Below are 21,089 nucleotides of genomic sequence, written 5' to 3'. Positions count from 1 at the left end.
GGCGAATGCTACCGTTGCACGGTCAACATTCAGGCCCGCCAGAGGCCGACGAGGAGAGCCATGAACAGCGTCAGCATGACCGGAGTGCGCAAGGGCAAACTGAGCCGAACGCAGTTGATCGTCGCCGCGACAATCGGCAATGCGCTCGAATTCTTCGATTTCACCGTCTACAGCTTCTTCGCGCTGACCATCGGCAAGCTGTTCTTTCCCACCATGTCGAGCTACGGGCAGTTGCTGGCCTCGGTGGCGACTTTCGGCGTGGGCTTCGTCATGCGGCCGCTGGGCGGCGTGGTGATCGGCGCGTATGCCGACCGCGCCGGACGCAAGCCCGCCATGACGCTCACCATCTTCATGATGGCGCTAGGCTGCATGCTGATCGGCCTCGCCCCCACCTACGCGCAGATCGGGGTGGCCGCACCGGTCCTGATCGTGTTCGCGCGCTTGCTGCAGGGGTTTTCCGCGGGCGGCGAAGTGGGCGCATCCACCACGCTGCTGATCGAGGCGGGCACGCCCGTCAATCGCGGCCTGCTCGGCAGCTGGCAGTTCGCGAGCCAGGGGATGGGCGTTTCGCTCGGCGCATTAACGGCCGGACTCCTGACGACTTTCCTTGCCGCCGACACGCTGCTCGCCTGGGGCTGGCGCGTGCCTTTCCTCATGGGCGTGGCGATCGCGCCGCTCGGTATGTGGATTCGCCGGCGTCTTGACGAGCAGTTGCCGCCGCAGGCGAGCGTGGTGCGCATGCCGGTGCTCGCCGTGCTGCGCGATCACTGGCGGCGCGCGGCGCTCGGCATCCTGCTGACGATCGGCTCCACGGTCACGGCCTATGTCGTCACGTTCTATATGCCGACGTATGCGATTCACGAACTGAAGGTGCCCGCGCCCACGGCCTTGCTCGCGGGGCTCGTTTCCGGCGTCGTGACCTTTCTGGTGGCGCCCGTATCGGGCCTGCTCTGCGACCGGTTCAGCCGCCGCGCGCTGATCTTCTGGCCGCGCGTGGGTGTCTTGCTGTTGATCTACCCGGCGTTCCTGTGGCTCGCGAGCGGCCCGGATGCCGCGCGTCTTTTGATCACCGTAGGCGGCCTGAGCGTGCTGCTTGGGCTGCAGGCCGCGCCCTCCATCACGATGCTGCCCGAGATGTTCCCGCGAGCCGTGCGCGCGACGGGCATGGCGATCGTCTATGGCATCGGCGTGGCGATTTTCGGCGGCTTTGCGCAGACCGTCGCCACCTGGCTCGTGAAGACCACGGGCAATCTGCTCGCGCCCGCGTGGTATGTGATGACCTGCGTGGCGATCTCGTGCCTCGCCCTGCCATTTATTCGCGACCTCACGGGCAAACCGCTCGAGGATTGATGGCTAGCGTTTCTGCCGCGCCGCTTCGAGATTCGAATCGAGCTGGCGCGCCAGACCGTAGAGCATGCCGAGCGACGGCGCCGCGATGCCCACGCGCTGCGCCAGTTCATAGGGCGCGCCTAGCAGGGCTTCGACTTCGAGCGAGCGTTGCGCTTCGACGTCTTGCAGCATCGAAGTCTTGAACGCGCCTAGCTTGCGCGTGATCGCGTTGCGCTCCTCGATGGTCATCGCGAGGCGAATGCCGAGCGCTTCGCCGATCGCGCGCGCCTCGACCATGACCGCGCTCACGAGCTGAGTCGTGAGCGGGTCGTCGAGAATCACGTCGGCGGTCGAGCGCGTGAGCGCGCTGATGGGGTTCATCGTCATGTTGCCCCAGAGCTTCGCCCAGATATCGGCCTGAATCGGCTCTGCCTTCGTGACCTCGAAGCCGGCCTGCGCAAGCAGATCTCGCGCTTCCTGTGCGCGCGTGGCCATGTGCGCCGAGCCCTCGCCGACGATCAGATGATTGCCGCCGCCCTTGCGGATCACGCCCGGCCCCGCAATCGACGACGACAGATGCACGACACAGCCCGAAGCCTGCGCGGGCGGCAGCGCCTTCGAGACGACACCACCGGGATCGACCGCTTCGAGCGGGCCGTTCGCATGCGTGCCGCCGAAGCCGTGGAGAAACCACCAGGGCACGCCGTTCATCGCCGAGACGATATGCGTGTGCGGGCCCACGAGCGGTGCGAGCGAAGCGGCCGACTGGGCGAGCGCCTGACCCTTCAGGCAAACGAAGACGATGTCTTGCGCGCCGAGCGATGCGGCGTCGTTCGTTGCGTTGACGGCTTGCGTGTAGCGCGTGTCGCCTTCGACGATCGTCAGACCGTCGCGGCGAATCGCTTCCAGATGCGCACCGCGTGCGAGCAGATTTACGGCGATGCCCGCGCGCGCAAGGCGCGCCGCGATCAGGCCGCCGATCGCACCGCCGCCGATGACGGTGATCTTCCGGTTCGGGGTGTTCAAACTTTCACTCCTGATAAGACGGGTCGATGCGCGTGACACGACGGATCAGCGCGTCGAGCACGTTCTGGCCCGCGCCGTGTTCGGGCGAGAACTGCAAGGCGTCGCGCGTCGAGCGTTCGGTAATGGCGGGCGAGATCGGCAGCGTCTGACCGCGCATCGAATCGGTCACGACCTGCACCTCGCACGCGCGATTGAGCGTCCAGAGCAGCGCAAAAGCGTGCGCGAGGGTCGCACCATGCGAAAGCAGCCCGTGGTTGCGCAGAATGAGCAGCCGCTTGTCGCCCATCGACTTCAGGATGCGCGATTTTTCTTCGGCGTGCACGGTGATGCCTTCGAAGTCGTGATACGCGACCATGTCGTGCAGCTGCGCCGAATAGAAGTTCGTATACGCGAGGCCGCCTTCCATGCACGCCACCGCGAGCCCTGCCGTGGTGTGCGTATGCATCACGCAATGCGCGTCTGCCACGTTTGCATGTATCGCGCTGTGAACCACGAAACCGGCCGGATTGATCGGATACTCGCTCGGACTCAGGATATTGCCTTCGAGATCGATCTTGACGAGATTCGAGGCCTTGATTTCGTCATACGTGAGCCCGAACGGGTTGATGAGGAAATGCTTGTGCGGCCCGGGCACGCGCAGCGTAATGTGATTGAAGATCAGCTCGGTCCAACCCATGAGATGAAACACGCGATACACAGCGGCGAGTTGCACGCGCACCGCCCATTCCGTGGGGTCGCACCATTCGGGGCGCGTGCGCTGGATGTTTTCATTCATGAAAGTCTCCTCGTGGCGGGCTCTGATCTCGCCGATCCTACGCGCAAATAAATGCGTGTGCAAGCATCAAACTTTCCCTGAAATGCCTGCAGAACAGCGCTTTCATCGATGCTATCCTGACGGCGTGGCCGCATTTCGCGGCCGGTGAAAACCAGGCGGGAAGATCCATGACGGGGAAGTACAACATCGCGGAGCTGTTCACCTACCGGCTCCATGTGCTCAAGAAGCAGACCGATCGCACGATGAGCGACGCGTTCGAGGCAGCGCTCTCCCTGTCGCTCACGGAGGCGCGGCTGCTGCTCAGCGTGGGCGCGTTCGGATCGTTGTCGGTGTCGGATCTCGGGCGCGTATCGAATCTCGACCGCAGCCAGGCGAGCCGCGCCACCGACGTGCTCGAACGCAAGGGCCTGCTCGCCAAGACCTCGAACGAGGCGGACGGGCGCGGCGTGCTCGTGGCGCTCACGGCGCAGGGACGCAGTACCTACCGGCGCGCCACGGCGATCTCGAAGGCGACGAACGACGCGATTCTCGCCACGCTGAGCGAGCACGAGCGCGAAGTGCTGGCAAGCGTGCTGGCCAAGCTCATACAGAGCGGGGAAGCGGGCGAATGAAGCGCGCCCCGCGCGCGACGCGATGAACGCGGGATGAACGCGCGTTAGCCGCGCGCCGCAGGCTGGCGGAATTTCGCGGCCAGTTCGCTTGCGCTGCGTGCAAGCAACGACACGTCGCTGCCCACGGCGACGAACGTCGCGCCAGCTTCCAGATATTCGTTCGCAATGACCGGATCGGCCGCGAGCACGCCCGCGCCTTTGCCTTGCGCGCGCACAGTGCGAATGCCGTTGCAGATCGCCTCGCGCACCTGCGGCGAGCCTGGCTGGCCCAGCAGGCCCATCGAAGCGCTCAGGTCCGCGGGCCCGAAGAACACGCCGTCCACACCTCCTGCCTGCGCGATGGCTTCGAGCTGCGCGAGCGCGCTCGCCGTTTCCACCTGGACCAGCACGCACAGTTCTTCCGCTGCGTGATGCAGATAATCCGCAGAGCCGTTCCAGCGCGAGGCACGCGCAAGCGCGCTGCCCACGCCGCGCACGCCGTGCGGCGGATAGCGCGTCGCGGCGACGGCGGCGCGTGCCTCCTCGGCGTTCTCGATCATCGGCACGAGCAGGGTTTGCGTGCCGATGTCGAGCAGTTGCTTGATGATGGCCGCGTCGTTGCGCACGGGCCGCACGATCGCGTGCGTGGGGTAGGGCGCGACGGCCTGCAGTTGCGCGAGCGTGCTGCGCAAATCATTGGGCGCGTGCTCGCCGTCGATCAGCAGCCAGTCGAAGCCCGTGTTCGCAAGCAGTTCGGTTACGTACGAGTCGGCGAGTGCGGCCCACAGGCCGATTTGCGGGCGGCCTTGCGCGAGCGCGCGCTTGAACGGGTTGGCGGGTACGGCCATGATGACGGCATCCTGATCAGATGAAATGGAAACCGATGCCGCCCAGCGGGCCGTAATCGGCATGGAACGTATCGCCCGCGCGTGCCGGAATCGGCGCCGTGAACGAGCCGCTCAGGATCACGTCGCCGGCTTCCAGGCGCTCGTCGTGGCGCGCGATCTTGTTGGCGAGCCAGGCAACGCCGGTTGCCGGATGGTCGAGCACCGCGGCGGCCAGGCCGCTTTCCTCCACGGCGCCGTTCCTGTAGAGCAGCGCGCCGACCCAGCGCAGGTCCACGTCGAGCGGCTTCACCGGGCGGCCGCCCAGCACGACGCCCGCGTTGGCGGCGAAGTCGGAAATCGTGTCGAACACCTTGCGCGGCGCGTGGGTTTCGCGGTCGAACTGCTCGATGCGCGCGTCGATGATCTCGATGGCCGGCGTCACATAGGCCGTTGCGTCGAGCACATCGAAGAGCTTGACGTCGGGCCCTTGCAGTGGCCGGTTCAGCACGAACGCCAATTCCACTTCCACACGCGGCGCGATGAAGCGGTCCGCGCGAATCTCGCTGCCTGCGGGGATGAACATGCTGTCGAGCAGCGGCGCGTAGTCGGGCTCGTCGATCTGCGACGCGCGCTGCATGGCGCGCGACGTCAGGCCGATTTTTCGGCCCTTGATCGTGTGGCCCGCGGCGAGCTTGAGTTTGACCCACTCGCGCTGGATCGCGTAGCCGTCGTCGATTGTCATCTCCGGATGCAACCGCGAAAAATGCCGCAGCTGCGTGCGCGTGCGTTCCGCTTCGTCGAGCCGTGCGGCCAGCTCGCAGATGGTTTGCTGATCTAGCATCATGAACTCGCGTTTTTGAGCCGGGCGTGCAGGTTGTTGTGCTTCCACGCGCCTTCCTCGCTGAACTCGACGATTTCGAGCGAGAGCGCGAGGCCGTGCGACGCGAAGGCTTGTTCGAAGTGCTGCTTGATCGCCTCGAAGAGCGCATCGCCCGTCGCCCGTCGCACGGCCTGGGAGCGGCCTGCGCCGATCTTCAGGCAGCCGTGCAGAAAGGCGTTCCCGGGGTTGCCGTCGGCAATGAAGTACTGCTCGCAGCGCAGCGCACGGGTGCGAATGCCGCCGCGTGGATACACGCGCGCGCCGTTCTCGTCGCGTTGTGCATCGAGCACGTGCGCGAGCGATTCGCATAGCTGACCCATGCTGTTCGCATCCGCGAGATTCGCGCTGTATTCGAGGGTGAGATGGGGCATGGCGTTCTCCCGTGTTTGAGCCGCTTAAGCCGGTAGCGGCATGACCGGCAGGATGGCGTTGATCTGCCCTGTGCCGGAGCTGCCGAAATACGGCGTGACGACTTCCGCCCGGCCTTCGTAGCGGTCCCACCCGAGCGCGCCGAGCAGCATGGCCGTGTCGTGCATACCGCCTTCACCCCAGCACTTTTCGTTGTACATCGGCAGCATGTCGCAGAAGGTTTTCCAGTCGCCACGCTCCCACATCGCCACGACGTTGCGATCGGTCGCTTCGAGAAACGGGTCCCAGACCTTGTGCATGAAGGCTTCGGCCGTGCCGTTGTTGGCGAAGTGGTGGCTCAGCGACCCGCTCGCGAGTATCGCCACCGTGCCGTCGTAGCGCTCTTCGATCGCGCGGCGCACGGCGAGGCCAAAGCGCGCGCTGGTGGCGAGGTCGTGCCACATGCACCAGCCCGCCACCGAAACCGTGCGGAAATGTTCGTCGCCGTTCATGTAGCGCATGGGGACGAGCGTGCCGTATTCGAGGTCGAGCGTCGTTTCGCTATGGGCGCGCGTCTTGACGCCCATTTCGTTCGCGACATCGGCAATCAGATGGCCAAGCTGCGGATTGCCGGGGTGCGCATACGGCATGTTCTTGATGAAATGCGGCAGCTCGTTGCTCGTGTAGACGCCTTCGAAGCGCGGCGCACAGTTGATGTGATACTCGCTGTTCACGAGCCAGTGCACATCGAACACGACGATCGTATCGACGCCCAGTTCGCGGCAGCGGCGGCCGATCTCGTGATGGCCGTCGATGGCCGCCTGGCGGCAGCCTTTGTGGGGGCCGTCCAGTTCGGAGAGGTACAGCGAAGGCACGTGCGTGACCTTGGCCGCCAGCGCGAGTTTGCCCATTACACGCCCCAATGCGGAATGTGATGCGAGCCGAGCGAAACACACACGTTCTTCGGCTCGAGGAACACTTCGTAGCTCCATGTGCCGCCTTCGCGGCCGACGCCAGAAGCCTTCGTGCCGCCGAACGGCTGGCGCAGGTCGCGTACGTTCTGGCTATTCACGAAGCACATGCCCGCTTCGACGGCGGCGGCCACGCGCAGCGCGCGGCCGGTGTTCTCGGTCCACACATAGCTGGACAGACCATAGGCGATGTCGTTGGCAAGGCGGATCGCATGAGTCTCGTCGTCGAAGGGAATCAGGCACGCCACCGGGCCGAAAATTTCTTCCTGCGCAATGCGCATGCGGTTATCGACATCGACGAACACGGTCGGCATAACGAAGTTTCCGTTCTTCACCGCGTCGGGCAGCGCCGGCGCGTCGAGGCCGCCGCAAGCGAGCGTCGCGCCTTCCTTCGGTCCGAGCTCGATATAGCTGCGGACCTTCGCGAGATGGCCCTGGCTGATCATCGGGCCGACGATGGTTGTCTCGTCGAGCGGATCGCCTACCCTGATGCGCTTCGCACGCTCGACGAAGCGCTCGGCGAACTTCGCGTAGATCGAACGCTGCACGAGAATGCGCGAGCCCGCCGTGCAGCGCTCGCCGTTGTTCGAGAAGATCATGAACACGGCGGCGTCGAGCGCGCGTTCGAAATCGGCGTCGTCGAAGATCACGAACGGGGATTTGCCGCCCAGCTCCATCGAGAACTTCTTGAGGCCCGCGGCCTGCACGATGCGGTTGCCCGTAGCCGTCGAGCCCGTGAACGAAACGGCGCGCACGTCGGGGTGCGCGACGAGCGGCTCGCCCGCTTCCTTGCCATAGCCGTGCACGACATTGAGCACGCCCGCCGGAATTCCGGCATCGAGCGCGAGCTGGCCGAGCATCGAGGCCGTGAGCGGCGATAGCTCGCTCATCTTCAGCACGGCGGTATTGCCGAACGCGAGGCAGGGCGCGACCTTCCACGTGGCGGTCATGAACGGCACGTTCCAGGGCGAGATGAGCGCGCACACGCCCACGGGATGAAACAGCGTGTAGTTCAGATGCGTGGACGTGGGGTAGGTGTGGCCGTCCACGGCGGTGCAGACTTCGGCGAAGTAGCTGAAGTTGTCGGCGGCGCGCGGCACGAGTTGCTTGCCGGTTTGCGAAATGGTCTGGCCGGTGTCTTTCGTTTCGGTCTGCGCGATTTCGGGCACGTTCTTCGCGATCAGCTCGCCGAGCTTGCGGATCGCCTTCGCGCGCTCCGCGGCGGGCGTTGCCGCCCAGGCGGGAAAGGCGTCTTTCGCGGCGCGCACCGCGAGATCGACTTCCTCTGCGCCGCCGCGCGCCACTTCCGCGAGCACGTCCTGGTTCGCGGGATTCACGGTTTCGAAGTAGTCGCGTCCGCTGTGTGCGCGGCCGTTGATCAGATGGTCGATTCGCATGTCTAACGTAGTCCGTGTTCGATTCGTTGGCGGATCAGCGCCCGTAGTCGACGTCGCTCGCGACGGTGTTGACGAGACGGCCCAGACCGTCGATCTCGCAGACGACTTCGTCGCCTGCATTCACGTTGACGACGCCTTCGGGCGTGCCGGTCAGAACGACGTCGCCGGGGGCGAGCGTCATGAAGCCGCTCAAATACTCGATGAGTTCCGCGATGCCGGTGACGAAATCGCGCGTGTTGCCGTTCTGCTTGAGTTCGCCGTTCACGTAAGTGCGCAGGCCGAGCGCGTTGACGTCGGCGACATCGGCGGCATCGACGAACCAGGGGCCGAGCACGGTGCCGCCGTCGCGGTTTTTCACGCGCAGGTTCGGGCGGTAGTAGTTCTCCAGATAGTCGCGGATCGCGTAGTCGTTCGCGATCGTGTAGCCGGCCACGTACTGCATGGCGTCCTCGCGTTTCACGTGCTGCGCGGTGCGGCCGATCACGACGGCGAGCTCGCACTCGTAGTGCATGAACGTGACGTCGGCGGGGCGGCGCGTGGTGCCGCGATGGCCGATCACGCTGCCCGGCCCCTTGAGGAACACGAGCGGCTCTTCCTGCTTCGAGAACTGCAGTTCTTTGGCGTGCTCGGCGTAATTGAGCCCGAGTGCGAAGATCGTGCCGGGCTCGAACGGCGCGAGCCAGACGACTTCATGTTCCTCGCGCACGCGGCCGTCGGCGAGCCGCACGCGGTCTCCTTCGGGCGTGGCTTCGTGGATGGCGCCTGCATAGGCAACGCGTGCGCGCATCATGCTTGTGCTCCCAGCGCCACGTCTGCCGCGACGAATTCGATTTCGAGCGGCGACCAGTCTCCAATGGAGATCGCTGCACGCGCACCGGCCTGAACCACGGGTGCGCCGTGCGGCACGCCGAGCGTGATGACGTCGCCGGGGGCGAGCGTCATGAAGTCGGTGACATCGGCGAGCAACTGGGCGACGCCGCGAACGCTCGTGGCCGTCGTTGCATGGAAGGCCGCGCCGCCTTCGACGTTGACCGCAACGGCAAGTTCATCCGGATCGGCCACATGCCGGCGCGCGACCACGGCGGGGCCGATTACGCAGAAGTTGTCGCGTGCGCGAAACCGCACCGAGGGGCGATAGACGCTCGCATGCGGCACGCTCAGATCGGCCACGAGCGTATACCCCGCGATGTAATCGAACGCTTCATGTGCGGCGACGCGCGCGGCGGTGCGCCCGATCACGACGCCGAGCGATGCGCCCACCTGGACGCCCTCGCCGCCGGGCACGGCCACGCGCGCGCGGTGGCCTGCGAGCGTGTTGCGCGGCTTCAGGTAGAGAACGGGCGCGCGCGGCGGCGCCTTGTAAGGGGGCGCGTTCACGGCGTCGCCCAGCGCTTCGAGCGCGTGGCGGTCGTTGAGCAGCGTGCCGTAGACAGCGCCGCTCACAGGCGCCCGGCAACGCGCACCTGTGGCGAGCAGCCCGCGCACGGCAGCGGCGCTGACGTCGCGCGGCAAGGCCTCGCCTTCGACGTGCAGCAGATGATCGGCAACGGAAAACATGGCTTGGATTGGCTTCACGGAAACACTAATATGTGAGTGATAGTGCGCTTGCTATGATCCCTCGTCAATCGTCGATGAGAACTTTTCGGGTTTCTCCTGGGCCTGTTCGTCGAATTCTTCGTTTAGCTGAAACCGCCATGTCCGATACTTCGCGTCCGACCACTCGCGTTGCGCACCGCAACCTGCCCATGCTGCTGCTGCGCGCGCGCGAAAAGATGATGGAACGCTTTCGCCCGCTCATCACGTCGCACGGCCTCACCGAGCAGCAGTGGCGCGTGATCCGCGCGCTCAATGAAAGCGGACCGCTCGAGCCGCGGCAGATTTCCGACCTGTGCACGATCTCCAGCCCGAGCATGGCGGGCGTGCTCGCACGTATGGAGACGCTCGGCCTCGTGACGAAGGAGCGTTTCGCCGACGACCAGCGGCGCGTGCTCGTCTCGCTCACGAAGAAGAGCCATCAACTCGTGAAAGCGATTTCGAACGAATTGGAGGCGCGCTACAAGGCGCTGGAAGCGGAGGTGGGGCCGGAGGTGGTCGAGCGTGTGTATCGCGCGATCGACGATCTGCTCGCCGGCCTGGAGGCGTGAGCGCGGCGGGCGCTTTCGGGCGCGCCCGCGGGCAAAGGTGAGGCTTTTCGGGAGCGGTCTGCGCCGATCGTTCGGACCGCGTAGGAGGGCGTGGCGCGACTACGCGAGCGAAGCGAACGCCTCGTCGAGTTCGGCGGCGTTTTGTGGACGCACCACGCGCGCGACCTCCACACCGTCGCGCAGGAAAATGAGTGTGGGCCAGAGCTTCACGCGAAACGAGCGGCCGAGCGCGCGGCCCGGTCCGTCTTCCACTTTCAGGCGACGCACCTGCGGATTACGCTCGAACGCCGCGCCGATCAGCGGTTGCGCACCCTGACAATAGCCGCACCAGTCGGTGCCGAATTCGACGACGGCGGCCCCGCTGAGCGAGTCGATTTCCTTGCGGGCGGGCGCGTTCGTGGCGTAGCTCATCGTGTGATTCCTCGTATTGGCATCTGCAGACATCCACATACGATACCGCATCGCGCGGCAACGTTCAGGCATCGCATTGGACGCCCCAAATGGACAGTCGCGCGAGAGGTGAGGCTTTTCGGGAGTGAGCAGGTTGCCAACCGGTCACGCACCTTGAACGGAGTGGCGCGAGCGCGTGGGACGTGCCGCCATGAGCAGAAGTACCTTGAAAACAAGGGTGAAATGCAAATCCGGCGTGGGGTGCGGTGAGCGAGAACCGATCGGCAGACGCACTCGAAGCGGCGAGAATCCACGTTTCGAAGCGCAATGGTGAGCGTTTGCGGGAGAGGTCGTAACACGCCATCGGCGCTCGTGTGAAGCGAGGCGAGGCACCTGCCGATCCATCGTGCGAAATCCACATTAGCCCTGATTTCAAGGCTTTTTTAGTCCCCGGGCGTGACGAAGCGACAAGCCGTCGCGCTCGCGGCTTCTGCGCGTGGGCGGCAAAGGTGAGAAGATTCGGGAGTGCGCTTTGCGTTGCTTCTCGCGCTGCCGGGCCTCGAATGGACGCCCGCACCCGATGGGTATATAACATTGAAACGTGCGTGATTCTTTTGACTACTGCTCACCAAGGGAGATCGAGTTCATCATGACGAGCGACGACAAGCAAAAGCAGGACGCTCAAAAGCCTGGCGCCGGTTCATCGCAACCGGATCTGGAGAGCCTGAACGCCGCCTTCAGCCACGTCGACGAAGGCGTGAAGTCCGGCAAGATCGCGGCGGGCGCGGCCAAGGGCCTCGTCTTCAGCCTCGTCGAAACGCTGGGCGCGCTGGTGGGCGACCCCGACCTGCCGCAACACGCGCGTTCGGGCTACGAAGGCTTGCTCGAAGCCGCGCGCGAACTGCGCGCCAAGCTGGAGCACTAATCGTTCTCAACGCGTGCGGCGGCTCTGCCGGGTCAGCAGTCGCACGCTCACGCAGCCAGCAGGGCGGCCGCGAGGCCGTCCGGTGCTGCGCCGATGCGTAGCTCCGGCGTGCCGTGCCAGTCCGCGCAACGCTGCAGCGCCCGGCGCAAGTCGGCCACCAGACGGCCGCTCGCGCGTACGCCGGGCTCCAGATGCAGCGATTTCACCTCGAACACCTGCTGCGCCCGATGCGCCTTTGCGTCGATGCGCCCGATCAGCCGTCCGCGATTCAAGATCGGTAGTGCGAAGTAACCGTATTTGCGCTTCGCCGCCGGCACATAGCATTCCATGGCGTAATCGAAATCGAATAGCGCGAGCGCTCGCTTGCGATCCCACACCACCGGATCGAAGGGCGAGAGCAGGGTCGTGACCGTGGAGGCGAGCTTGCCGCTCGCCGCTTCGCCGATGAGGGCCGCGTGCTCGCGATGCACGAACGCATCGTGTTTCCAGCCTTCTACGCGCACGGGCAGCAGCTCGCCCGCGTCGGCGAGTGCGTGGAGGGCATCGGCATACGGGCGGCGCGGCAGGCGGAAGTAGTCGGCGGCCCAGTCCGCGCGGATCACGCCGAGCGCGCGGCAGGAGCGCAGGAGCAGCGCGCGCTCCGCTTCGGCGCGTGGCGGCAGGTCGCGCGCATCGTTCCAGTGCCGCAGTACGCGCTCGGCCACGTCGTACACACGCTGGAAGTTGTGCCGCTGCGCCACCATCAGCGCGCCGGTTGCGAACAGTACTTCCAGATGCCGCTTCTCCGGCTTCCAGTCCCACCAGCCGCTGCCTTTGTCGCCCTCGGCGCGCGCGAAGTCGGCGGAACGCACGGCGCCCTCGGCGCGGATGCGCTCGAGCAGGGCGTCGATCTCGTCACGGTATTGGTCATGCCACTCGGCCGCGTATTTCCAGCCCATGCCGGAAGGGTCGAGCATGCGATGGCGCAGCAGCCCGTAGTCCTCGATCGGCAGGAAGCAGGCCTCGTGCGCCCAGTATTCGAACAGGCGCCCCTGCGCGAGATGCGCGTCGAGCCAGGCCGGCTCGAACGCGCCAATGCGGCTGAACAGCACGAAATAGGGACTGCGCGCGACCACGTGGATCGTGTCGATCTGCAGCTGCGCCATGCGGCGGATCGCATCGAGCACGTCTTCTTGCGTAGCCTTGCGGCGCGGCGGCGTGAGCAGCCCTTGCGCCGCGAGGTGCAGCGTGCGAGCCGCCGCGAGCGGCAGAACTAGCGAGGAACCGGCTTCGGCAACCGTTGGCGCTTCTGCAACCTCCACAGCGCGCTCACGCATGAACGCCCGCGACCACCGTCACCGGCCGCAGCGCAGCGAGCCGTTGATGGATCTGCGCGACCACAGCCGCGCCTTCGCCCACCGCCGCGGCCACGCGCTTGGTCGAGCCCGCTCGCGCGTCGCCGATCGCGTAGACGCCTTCCACCGAAGTCGCGAGGCTGCACGACTCGTTGTCGCCGGTCAGCACGAAGCCGTGCGGGTCGAGCTTCACGCCGCATGCGCGCAGCCAGCCGGTGTTCGGGTCCGCGCCCGTGAAGAGGAACAGATGGCGCGAATCGAAATGGTCGACGCCCTCCGGGCACGGCATCTTCAGGCGCACCGAGGCGAGGCCGCTCGTGTCTTCGTCCAGGCCGCCGATCTCGCTGTGCCCATGCACGTGCACGTTCGAGAGCGAAGCGATACGGTCGATCAGATAGCGCGACATCGTCGATTCGAAACCGGCCTTGCGGATCAGCACGTCGATCTGGCGCGCGTGCGTGGAGAGGTAGACGATCGCCTGGCCCGCGGAATTGCCGCCGCCCACGAGCACGATGTTCTCGTGCTTGCAAAGCTTCGCCTCGACCGGCGAGGCCCAGTAGTAAATGCCGCGCCCCGTATAGCGATCGATGCCCTCGATCGCGGGCTTGCGGTACACGGCGCCGCTCGCGATCACGACCGTATGCGCGCGCACATCGCCGCTGCAGGTTTCGAGCCGCCGCGGTTCTTCATCGCAGATCAGCTTGCGCACCGAGACCGGAATGGCCACGTGTGCGCCGAACTTCTGCGCCTGCACGAACGCGCGGCCGGCGAGCGCCTGGCCGGAGATACCGGTGGGAAAGCCCAGATAGTTTTCGATACGCGAGCTGGCGCCCGCCTGGCCGCCGGGCGCGCGCGAGTCGAGCACGATCACCGAAAGGCCTTCCGAAGCGGCGTAGACCGCCGTGGCGAGACCGGCCGGGCCCGCGCCCACCACGGCGACGTCGTAGACGCGCTCGCCGTCGAGCTCGGGCAGGATGCCGAGGCACGTGGCCAGTTCGGGCGCGCTGGGACGGCGCAGCACCGACCCGTCGGGGCAGATCACGAGCGGCAGGTCCTCGCAGCGCGCGGCGAAACGCTCGATTACGCCGCAAAGCATGCCTTCGTCGCGCTCGTCGAGCACGGAATACGGATGGCCGTTGCGCGAAAGGAAGCCTTGCAGCGAAACGAGCGTGGGATCGTCGTGCTTGCCGACGAGAATCGGGCCGCCCGCGCCCTTTTCGATCAGCGAGACGCGGCGCAGGATCAGCGCACGTACGATGCGCTCCCCGAGTTCGGCTTCCGCGACGATGGCCGCGCGCAGCCGCTCGGGCGGAATCAGGATCGCATCGACGGGTTCGAGCGCCATGCCGTCCACGAGCGCCGGGCCGCCCGAGAGCTGGCCCACTTCGGCGAGGAAATGCCCGCGCCCATGCTCGACGATGAGGCGCTCGCGGCCCAGCCCGTCGCGCTGGAAAACTTTGACCGAACCGGAGAGCAGCACGAACATGCCGGGGCCGGTTTCGCCCGTGCGAAAGAGCAGCTCCCCTGCCGACCAGTGGCGCTCTTCGCCAAAGCGCGCGAGGCGCGCGATTTCGTCGTCGGTGAGCTGGGGGAACATCTGATGGCGCCGCGTGGAGAGCGTCGAGAACGGCGCTTCGGCGGGTTGCGGCTGCGTGTCGGAGTGGCGGCTCGCGGAAGGAAGTTCCTCGGATTCGGGAACCTCGGCTTCGGTGATCGTGCCCATCTGGCGGTTCTCCTCGTGCGGGCGGCTCGGGAGCGGGCCGCCCGGATCAGACAGCTTTAGGCGTGATGTTGACCGGGACTTCGGTGTGGGCGTGCATCTGGAGGGACTCGAGCGTGCGGCCGGCGTCGCGCCACGCATCGAGACCGCCCAGCAGCGGCACCACATCGGTAAAGCCGGCCTCGGCTAGCTTCTTCGCCATCCAGGCCGCGGAAATTTCATTGGGGCACGAGCAGTAGATCACGAGCTTCTGGTCGTTGGGGTACTTGCCGACGATCTCGTCGAGCTTGCGCTCGTCGGCGAACAACGCGCCCGGAATGATGTACGGATCGAGCTTGCGCTTTTCTTCTGAACGAATGTCGAACACGACCGGCGGCGGCTTGGCGCCCATCGCGCGGTAAAGGTCTTCCACCGTGATGCGCGCGTTCGCGAGCTTTTTGATGAGCTGGCGGCGGCGCTGCCAGCGGTAGGTCGCGTAAAGCACCAGCAGCACGGCCACCACAACGAGGGCGAAGCGGCCAAGGCGGCTTGCGCCGCTCATCAGCATGTCGATCTGCGGCGCGAACATTACGCCGACGAGCAGGCCGGTGCCGGACCACAGCGCCGCGCCGATGCCGTCGAAGCCGACGAACTGGCGGTAGGGCACGCCCATCGCGCCGGCCATCGGCACGGACACGAGCGACAGCCCCGGCACGAACTTGGCGACGGCGAGCACGCGCACGCCCCAGCGGCCGAAAAAGCGCTCGGTTTTTTTCACGCAGGTGTCGCGCGAGAGCGAGAGCTTGCAGAGCGTCTTGAGCGTGTTGCCGCCGTAGAGGCGCCCGGCCATGAACCCGACGCTGTCGCCAATCAGCATGGCGAAGATGGCGAGCCCCAGCACCGGCGCGACCTGCTGGCCGATCGAACCGGGATGCATGGCCGCCATCGCGCCGAACAACACGAGCGCGGGCATCGCGGGCACGGGCAGCCCAAGCGATCCGGCGAGCACATTGATGAACACCAGCGCAGGCCCGTATTGCGCGACGAGGTCATGTAGCATCGGCTTACTTCCGTTGCGCCGTCAGGCGAGGAACGGGAAAGATAGAAGGGTAACGTAAAGATTATGGACGTATTTCGAACGCGTGCAAGCGACCCCCTGCACGCGCGTGAGAATGCCTGCCGAGTAGGGCAGGCATTTGAAAAAAGCGCCGGATTAAAAGAGAGAAACGCGAGGTGTTCGCGAGAGGCGCCCGATGAGTGGAAAGCGACAGTACGCGGCACACGAGACTGCGCGTGCCGCGTTCGTGTCGTCAGTTTCGGTGCGCTTAGCGCGTGTGTGATTCCCCGGGCAGCTCGGCGCCTTGTGCGCGAATGGCCGCGATCAGCTCGGCCGGCGTGATTTCGTAACGCACTTCGCGATGGATGCCCGGCTTGCGCTCGTCGACTTCGACCAGCAAGAGGCTTTTGCCGTCGGCCGCCGATTCGAGGCGCAGTGAACGCAGTTCGCGTCCGGTCGCGTCGTCATGCTCGGTGAGCAGGGTCATGTTTCCGGAAGACCCGGTCGTGCGCATTGATGTTGTCCTCGTGCGTTGGGTGGTCGAGCCATTGTACGGGGTCGGCTGCGCGGCGTGTTCATGCAAGTGAGCGCAGACACACACAGCGAGATCGCTGTGCCGCGACCCTGGCCAGCCAGTGTAACGCGACTCGCCGGCGCAACGCCCGTTTTTGCGCGCCCTGCAACGGGCCATGCGAAATGCGTTGCGCGTTGCACCGCTGTCATGGTTGCGAAGCAAAGCGATGCCAGGCGCCAGGCGTGCGCAACAGAAAAAACGGCCCACCCGGGCAGGCCGGGCGAGCCGTTGAAACGCCGTTGTTACTCGGATCAGCAAACCGGGGTACGGCTTGCTGACGGTTTTCATGGTGCCGCCCGCGCGCTGCACTGTCGAGATGGGACTAACGCCGATCTCTCAGACCAATAGACGGAGCCACCCGACTGCGTTTGCGGCGCGGCGTGCGAGCCGGTCGTTATGCTGCGATCTCCTCGGCTGCTTCGGCAAGATTGACGCTCTGGCGGCGCGCCGGGGTGCGGGCGGGCTTTGCGCGCTTTTCCGCTTCGGCGCCTGCCACGGTGAAGAGGCGCACGGCCTCGTCGAGCACGTCGGCCTGCTCGGCGAGCCGCTGCGCCGTGGCGGCGGCCTGCTCGACGAGCGCGGCGTTCTGCTGCGTGGCGCTGTCCAGATGCGCGACGGCCTGATTGACCTGGCGGATGCCTTCGGCCTGCTCGCCGCTGGCGTTCGCGACCTCGGTGATGATCGACGAGACGCGGCTCACGGCTTCGTCGATCGAGCGCATCTGCGCCGTCGTGTTGCCGACGAGACGCGTGCCCTCGGCGATCTCGTTGACGCTGGCGTCCACGACCTGCTTGATCTCCTTGGCCGATGCCGCGCAGCGCTGCGCGAGCATGCGCACCTCGCCCGCCACCACGGCGAACGAGCGGCCGGCCTCGCCCGCGCGCGCGGCTTCGACAGCGGCGTTGAGCGCGAGGATGTTGGGCTGGAACGCGATGCCGTCGATCACGCCGGTGATGTCGCTGATCCGGCGCGATGCGTCGGTGATGCCCGTCATCGTGCGCTCCATCTGCGCGGCGATCGAGCCGCCCTCGGCGGCGGCGGACTGCGCGTCGCGTGCGAGATCGAGCGCGCGGGCGCTGGCTTCGGCGTTGGCCTGCACGGTGGTCGTGAGCTGATCCATCGTGGCCGCGGTTTCTTCGAGCGATGCCGCCTGCATTTCGGTGCGGCGCGAGAGATCGAGATTGCCGCTCGAGATTTCGTGCGCGGCGTCGAGCATGCCGTCGATCTGCGAGCGCACGTCGAACACGATCGCCGTGAGATTGGCCTGCAGCTGATTGAGCGCCTGGAGCACGTCGCCGAGATCGTCGTTCGTGGCGACCGCGAGCGTGGCCGTGAGGTCGCCCGCGGCCATGCGCGTGGAGGCCGTGGTCATCTGCGCGAGCGGTGCGCCGAGGTGGCGCGTGGTCAGACGCCAGGCGCCGAACGCACACAGGCAGGCCGCGCCGAATGCACCCCAGAACGGCAGCGGCGGCAGGCCCTGCCAGGCCGCGAAGCCGGCCGCGGCGAACACGGCGGGCACGGCGCCATAGCCGAAGGCGATACGCGTGGCGATGGGCACGCGCAGGACTGACTGCGATGCGCCCACGAGGCCTGTGCGCACCACCGAGCCGTGGCGCAGCCGCACGCCTTGCAGACGGCCCTCGCGCATTTGCGTGTAGAAGGCTTCAGCCGTGCGGATTTCCTCGCGCGTGGGCTTCACGCGCACGCTCAGATAACCGACCACCGTGCCTTGCTCGGAGACGGGCGTTACGTTCGCGCGCACCCAGTAGTGGTCGCCCGACTTGCGGCGGTTCTTGACGATCGCGGTCCAGGGACGGCCATCGCGCACGGTCTCCCACAAGTCGGCGAACGCTTCGGCCGGCATGTCGGGATGACGAATGATGTTATGTGCCTTGCCGATCAGCTCTTCTTTCGTGAAGCCGGACACCGCGACGAACGCAGGATTGCAGTACTGAATGCGGCCCTTGAGGTCGGTGGCCGAGACGAGCATCTGCGAAGCGGGATAGTCGAATTCCTGCTGCGTGACGGGTTGATTGTTGCGCATGAGATTCCTTCGATGGGGCCGCTTGAGACCCAACAACACAGCGAGGCATAACGGCATTTCCCTTACAAACTTTAGGGGTATGCACGCGTGAGGCAGGTCTGGTCCGATCCGCGCGCAGCGAGAAAATCCGTTGTGCTATCAATGGATTGGCGCGGATGTTGGGGGGTGTATGCACAGACTTTTCCCCGTTAACTGTGGACAAGTCCAGTGCCCCCAAAACGTGCAACTTCTCTGTCGCCTGGCGCATTGACGTTTGCGATCAGGGACTTAGGTTCGCTGTCCAGAAGTTGTGCACAGGGCTGCCAACAAAATCTGTGGAAAAGACGGGTGCGTTTCGAGGCGCTGCGAGACGGTGTTGCCGCGATTGGGACCGCCGTGGGTTAACCGAAGCGCATCAAGGACTTGATGCGGTCTTCCAACGGTTACGCACAGGGCTGCCAACAAAATGTGTGGACAAGTCATGGCGTGCGGAACGGTTCGTGTTGCCAACGAAACCGGCCTCGACGGCGCGCTTCGAACGACGCGCCTTCACCGGCGACTTAACCTTGAGTTATGTCGTCGTAACCGATTTCAATTGCCGCCTCGCTGCAAGGCATGAATACTCGGGTGCGGCGCACGAAGCGCCGACGGACCATCCGGAGGAGACTAAATGAAAAAAGTTGCAACGCTCGCAGCAGTCGTCATGGGATGTACGTATCTCGGGCCGGCTCAGGCGCAGGACGCCACGAGCGCTACTCTGAAAAAAATCCGCGATACAGGCGTGATTGCCCTGGGCGTGCGGGAATCGTCAGTGCCGTTCTCCTACTACGACAGCGAGCAACACACGATCGGCTATGCGCAGGACATCGCGCTGAAGATCGTCGACGAGGTGAAAAAGGAGCTGAAGCTCGACAAGCTCACGGTCAAGGAAATTCCGATCACTTCGCAGAACCGCATTACGCTCGTGCAGAACGGCACGATCGATATCGAGTGCGGTTCGACCACGCACACGAAGGATCGCGACAACCAGGTCGCGTTCACGAACAGCTTCTTTCAGTACGGCGTGCGCCTGATTGCGAAAAAGGATTCCGGCATCAAGGATTTCCCCGATCTCGCAGGCAAGACGGTGGTGACCACGGCGGGCACGTCGGAGGACCGGCTGCTGCGCGAGATGAACAACGACAAGAAGATGGGCATGCAACTCATCGCCGCCAAGGACCACGCGGAGTCGTTTCTCAACGTGAAGACGGGGCGCGCGGTCGCGTTCGTGATGGACGAGCCGCTGTTGTACGGGGCGCGGGCCAAGGAGGCGGACCAGCAGGACTACGTGATCACCGGTACGCCGCCGCTCTCGGAGGTTTATGGCTGCATGGTGCGCAAGGACGATCCCGTCTTCAAGAAACTGGCCGATGGCGTGATCGCTCGCATGCAGACTTCGGGTGAAGCGCAGCGGCTGTACACGAAGTGGTTCACGCAGCCCGTGCCGCCCAAGGGGATGAACCTGAACTATCCGTTGTCCAACGAGAATCGGGCGCTGTTTGCGCATCCGAACGATCGCGCGCTCGACTGATCGCAGGTTTTCAATGCGGCGGCCGCAAGCGCACGGCCGCCACGCATGGCCGCGTAGATGTGAAGGTTCGAAGTCCCGACGACTGCGCCGAGCTTTTCCAGCATGAAGAAAATCGATGTCGCCAGCGGTGTCGCTAAAAGCCAATTCCATTTGAAAGAAAATACAAAATATGGAATGATATCGATTCTCATTACCGTAGGCCCCTCTCCAACCCCAACCAGGTCTATGCGCTGCCCTTGAACCGCTGCGAAGGCGGCATGACGTCCGGCAGTCCCGTGGATGGTGCAGTGCGTATACTGCCCAACGCCGTGAAAACTGCGCGCCGACGTTTCCTGCACGCTCTTTCTCTCGTCGCCGACGAATGCGACGGCGGCGAACCTGGCTTCACATTGCTGCTGCTGTTGATCGGTCTCGGCATGCAGGAACTGCTGGCGCGCCTGCCGTTTCTCACGCGCGCGCTCGAGGGCGGGAGTGACCTTCCTGCTGTACGTTGCGACTCTGGAGTGAAACATGAGCTTTTCCGATACCGCCGAGATCGACGCGCCGGCAACGCCGCGCGCACGTCTCGACGCCGAACGGCGCGACGAGCGCGCGAAGCGCTCGCGCCGTGCGACCTTCATCAAGTGGTTGCGCAAGGTGCACGGCTGGGTGGGCCTGTGGGGCGCTGCGCTCGGCCTGCTGTTCGGCGCAACGGGATTCGTGCTCAACCATCGCGCCGAGCCGCTGCGCATTTCGCCGGGCGCGCCGCAAGTCTCGACGGTGCAGATTGCCGTGCCCGACCCCGCGCCCGAAACGCCGCGCGAGATGGTGAAATGGTTGCGCTCTCAACCGGATCTGAAACTGCCCGCGCGCATGGGCCGCGTGCAGAAGGAGCCCGAGCACAACGTGGCCTGGGGCGATCGCCAGGTCGTACAGCCCGAGCACTGGCAGATCATGTTCACATCGCCCGGCGAGAGCGTGATGGTCGAGTACTGGCTGGGCAACGACAAGCTCACGCTCAAGCGCAACGACAACTCGCTCGTCTCGACGATCACGAACCTCCACAAGGGAACGGGGATGAGCGTCGGCTGGGTGCTGTTCATCGACAGCTTCGCCGGGGCGCTCATTCTGCTTTCGCTTACGGGCGTGCTGCTGTGGACGGAGCTCAACAAGCGCAAGACGGTGGGTGCCGTGCTGTTGTTCGGCTCGATTATCGTGGCGGTATGCGTGGGCCTGGCGTAAGCCTCAACG

Annotated in this window: 22 protein-coding genes; 6 read left to right on the top strand and 16 right to left on the bottom strand. The window is 65.4% G+C overall.

The window, feature by feature from the left end; translation table 11 throughout:
• Positions 1-60 precede the first annotated feature (60 nt).
• Positions 61-1,350 carry an MFS transporter gene (locus AB3X99_RS07495; protein ID WP_368616554.1) on the top strand — a complete coding sequence of 430 codons (1,290 nt, stop codon included), beginning with the start codon at positions 61-63 and terminating at the stop codon, positions 1,348-1,350.
• 3 nt (positions 1,351-1,353) lie between these two features.
• Here the strand turns inward: AB3X99_RS07495 and AB3X99_RS07490 are convergent, their stop codons facing one another.
• Both AB3X99_RS07490 and AB3X99_RS07485 read right to left on the bottom strand, forming a co-directional pair.
• Complete coding sequence (locus AB3X99_RS07490) at positions 1,354-2,355, bottom strand: 2-dehydropantoate 2-reductase (RefSeq protein ID WP_368616553.1); 1,002 nt, start codon at positions 2,353-2,355, stop codon at positions 1,354-1,356.
• Positions 2,356-2,359: 4 nt separating this feature from the next.
• A complete protein-coding gene (locus AB3X99_RS07485) occupies positions 2,360-3,130 on the bottom strand; it encodes a class II aldolase/adducin family protein (RefSeq protein ID WP_368616552.1) in 771 nt (256 codons plus the stop codon).
• A gap of 167 nt (positions 3,131-3,297) precedes the next feature.
• Here AB3X99_RS07485 and AB3X99_RS07480 point away from each other — a divergent pair, with 167 nt between their 5' ends.
• Complete coding sequence (locus AB3X99_RS07480; RefSeq protein ID WP_069261861.1) at positions 3,298-3,741, top strand: MarR family winged helix-turn-helix transcriptional regulator; 444 nt, start codon at positions 3,298-3,300, stop codon at positions 3,739-3,741.
• 44 nt (positions 3,742-3,785) lie between these two features.
• Here the strand turns inward: AB3X99_RS07480 and hpaI are convergent, their stop codons facing one another.
• From hpaI to AB3X99_RS07445, 7 genes are read right to left on the bottom strand one after another with little or no spacing between them, the layout of a single operon-like run.
• Complete coding sequence (gene hpaI, locus AB3X99_RS07475) at positions 3,786-4,568, bottom strand: 4-hydroxy-2-oxoheptanedioate aldolase (protein WP_342946870.1); 783 nt, start codon at positions 4,566-4,568, stop codon at positions 3,786-3,788.
• A gap of 16 nt (positions 4,569-4,584) precedes the next feature.
• Positions 4,585-5,388 carry a 2-oxo-hept-4-ene-1,7-dioate hydratase gene (gene hpaH, locus AB3X99_RS07470; RefSeq protein ID WP_069261860.1) on the bottom strand — a complete coding sequence of 268 codons (804 nt, stop codon included), beginning with the start codon at positions 5,386-5,388 and terminating at the stop codon, positions 4,585-4,587.
• Positions 5,388-5,798, bottom strand: coding sequence for a 5-carboxymethyl-2-hydroxymuconate Delta-isomerase (locus AB3X99_RS07465; protein ID WP_069261514.1), 411 nt, complete (start codon positions 5,796-5,798; stop codon positions 5,388-5,390). The genes hpaH and AB3X99_RS07465 overlap by 1 nt, the downstream gene beginning before the upstream one ends.
• A 24-nt stretch (positions 5,799-5,822) precedes the next feature.
• On the bottom strand, positions 5,823-6,686 hold the full coding sequence (gene hpaD, locus AB3X99_RS07460) for a 3,4-dihydroxyphenylacetate 2,3-dioxygenase (RefSeq protein ID WP_368616551.1): 864 nt from the start codon (positions 6,684-6,686) through the stop codon (positions 5,823-5,825).
• Positions 6,686-8,143: a 5-carboxymethyl-2-hydroxymuconate semialdehyde dehydrogenase gene (hpaE, locus tag AB3X99_RS07455; protein WP_368616550.1), complete on the bottom strand. Its 1,458-nt coding sequence runs from the start codon at positions 8,141-8,143 to the stop codon at positions 6,686-6,688. Before hpaE ends, hpaD begins: the two co-directional genes overlap by 1 nt.
• Before the next feature lie 34 nt (positions 8,144-8,177).
• Positions 8,178-8,933 (bottom strand): fumarylacetoacetate hydrolase family protein, encoded by a 756-nt coding sequence (locus AB3X99_RS07450; protein ID WP_069261511.1) that lies wholly within the window; start codon positions 8,931-8,933, stop codon positions 8,178-8,180.
• Entirely contained in the window at positions 8,930-9,700 is a 771-nt protein-coding gene (locus AB3X99_RS07445) for a fumarylacetoacetate hydrolase family protein (RefSeq protein WP_342946875.1), read from the bottom strand. Before AB3X99_RS07445 ends, AB3X99_RS07450 begins: the two co-directional genes overlap by 4 nt.
• 188 nt (positions 9,701-9,888) lie before the next feature.
• On the opposite strand from AB3X99_RS07445, the gene hpaR reads away from it, so the two are divergent.
• On the top strand, positions 9,889-10,287 hold the full coding sequence (gene hpaR, locus AB3X99_RS07440) for a homoprotocatechuate degradation operon regulator HpaR (protein ID WP_069261859.1): 399 nt from the start codon (positions 9,889-9,891) through the stop codon (positions 10,285-10,287).
• 99 nt (positions 10,288-10,386) lie between these two features.
• Here the strand turns inward: hpaR and AB3X99_RS07435 are convergent, their stop codons facing one another.
• On the bottom strand, positions 10,387-10,698 hold the full coding sequence (locus AB3X99_RS07435) for a thioredoxin family protein (protein ID WP_324154874.1): 312 nt from the start codon (positions 10,696-10,698) through the stop codon (positions 10,387-10,389).
• Between the two features lie 628 nt (positions 10,699-11,326).
• On the opposite strand from AB3X99_RS07435, the gene AB3X99_RS07430 reads away from it, so the two are divergent.
• Positions 11,327-11,602: a hypothetical protein gene (locus AB3X99_RS07430; RefSeq protein WP_028207911.1), complete on the top strand. Its 276-nt coding sequence runs from the start codon at positions 11,327-11,329 to the stop codon at positions 11,600-11,602.
• A 47-nt stretch (positions 11,603-11,649) separates the two neighbouring features.
• On the opposite strand, the gene AB3X99_RS07425 is transcribed toward AB3X99_RS07430, so the two are convergent.
• From AB3X99_RS07425 to AB3X99_RS07405, 5 genes are all read right to left on the bottom strand, one after another.
• Entirely contained in the window at positions 11,650-12,918 is a 1,269-nt protein-coding gene (locus tag AB3X99_RS07425; RefSeq protein ID WP_368616549.1) for a winged helix-turn-helix domain-containing protein, read from the bottom strand.
• Positions 12,911-14,659, bottom strand: a complete 1,749-nt coding sequence (locus tag AB3X99_RS07420; RefSeq protein WP_083244990.1) for an FAD-dependent oxidoreductase — start codon at positions 14,657-14,659, stop codon at positions 12,911-12,913. The genes AB3X99_RS07425 and AB3X99_RS07420 overlap by 8 nt, the downstream gene beginning before the upstream one ends.
• A 46-nt stretch (positions 14,660-14,705) precedes the next feature.
• The gene (locus AB3X99_RS07415) at positions 14,706-15,695 is read right to left on the bottom strand and encodes a DedA family protein/thiosulfate sulfurtransferase GlpE (protein ID WP_368616548.1); all 990 of its coding nucleotides are present in this window, start codon (positions 15,693-15,695) and stop codon (positions 14,706-14,708) included.
• Between the two features lie 265 nt (positions 15,696-15,960).
• On the bottom strand, positions 15,961-16,206 hold the full coding sequence (locus AB3X99_RS07410) for a hypothetical protein (protein ID WP_028207914.1): 246 nt from the start codon (positions 16,204-16,206) through the stop codon (positions 15,961-15,963).
• A gap of 454 nt (positions 16,207-16,660) precedes the next feature.
• Positions 16,661-18,310: a methyl-accepting chemotaxis protein gene (locus AB3X99_RS07405; protein WP_368616547.1), complete on the bottom strand. Its 1,650-nt coding sequence runs from the start codon at positions 18,308-18,310 to the stop codon at positions 16,661-16,663.
• A gap of 649 nt (positions 18,311-18,959) precedes the next feature.
• Here AB3X99_RS07405 and AB3X99_RS07400 point away from each other — a divergent pair.
• Positions 18,960-19,859: a glutamate/aspartate ABC transporter substrate-binding protein gene (locus tag AB3X99_RS07400; RefSeq protein ID WP_342946878.1), complete on the top strand. Its 900-nt coding sequence runs from the start codon at positions 18,960-18,962 to the stop codon at positions 19,857-19,859.
• Here the strand turns inward: AB3X99_RS07400 and AB3X99_RS07395 are convergent.
• Positions 19,796-20,371 carry a hypothetical protein gene (locus AB3X99_RS07395; RefSeq protein WP_368616738.1) on the bottom strand — a complete coding sequence of 192 codons (576 nt, stop codon included), beginning with the start codon at positions 20,369-20,371 and terminating at the stop codon, positions 19,796-19,798. The two genes, AB3X99_RS07400 and AB3X99_RS07395, sit on opposite strands and share 64 nt — an antisense overlap.
• On the opposite strand from AB3X99_RS07395, the gene AB3X99_RS07390 reads away from it, so the two are divergent.
• The gene (locus AB3X99_RS07390; protein WP_368616546.1) at positions 20,370-21,080 is read left to right on the top strand and encodes a PepSY-associated TM helix domain-containing protein; all 711 of its coding nucleotides are present in this window, start codon (positions 20,370-20,372) and stop codon (positions 21,078-21,080) included. The genes AB3X99_RS07395 and AB3X99_RS07390 overlap by 2 nt on opposite strands.
• Positions 21,081-21,089 lie beyond the last annotated feature (9 nt).

The organism is Paraburkholderia sp. BR10882 (assembly GCF_040948855.1).
Taxonomy (GTDB): Bacteria; Pseudomonadota; Gammaproteobacteria; order Burkholderiales; family Burkholderiaceae; genus Paraburkholderia; species Paraburkholderia nodosa_A.
The sequence above is the reverse complement of the archived record's forward strand: the minus strand, read 5'-3'. Positions and strand labels throughout refer to the sequence as shown.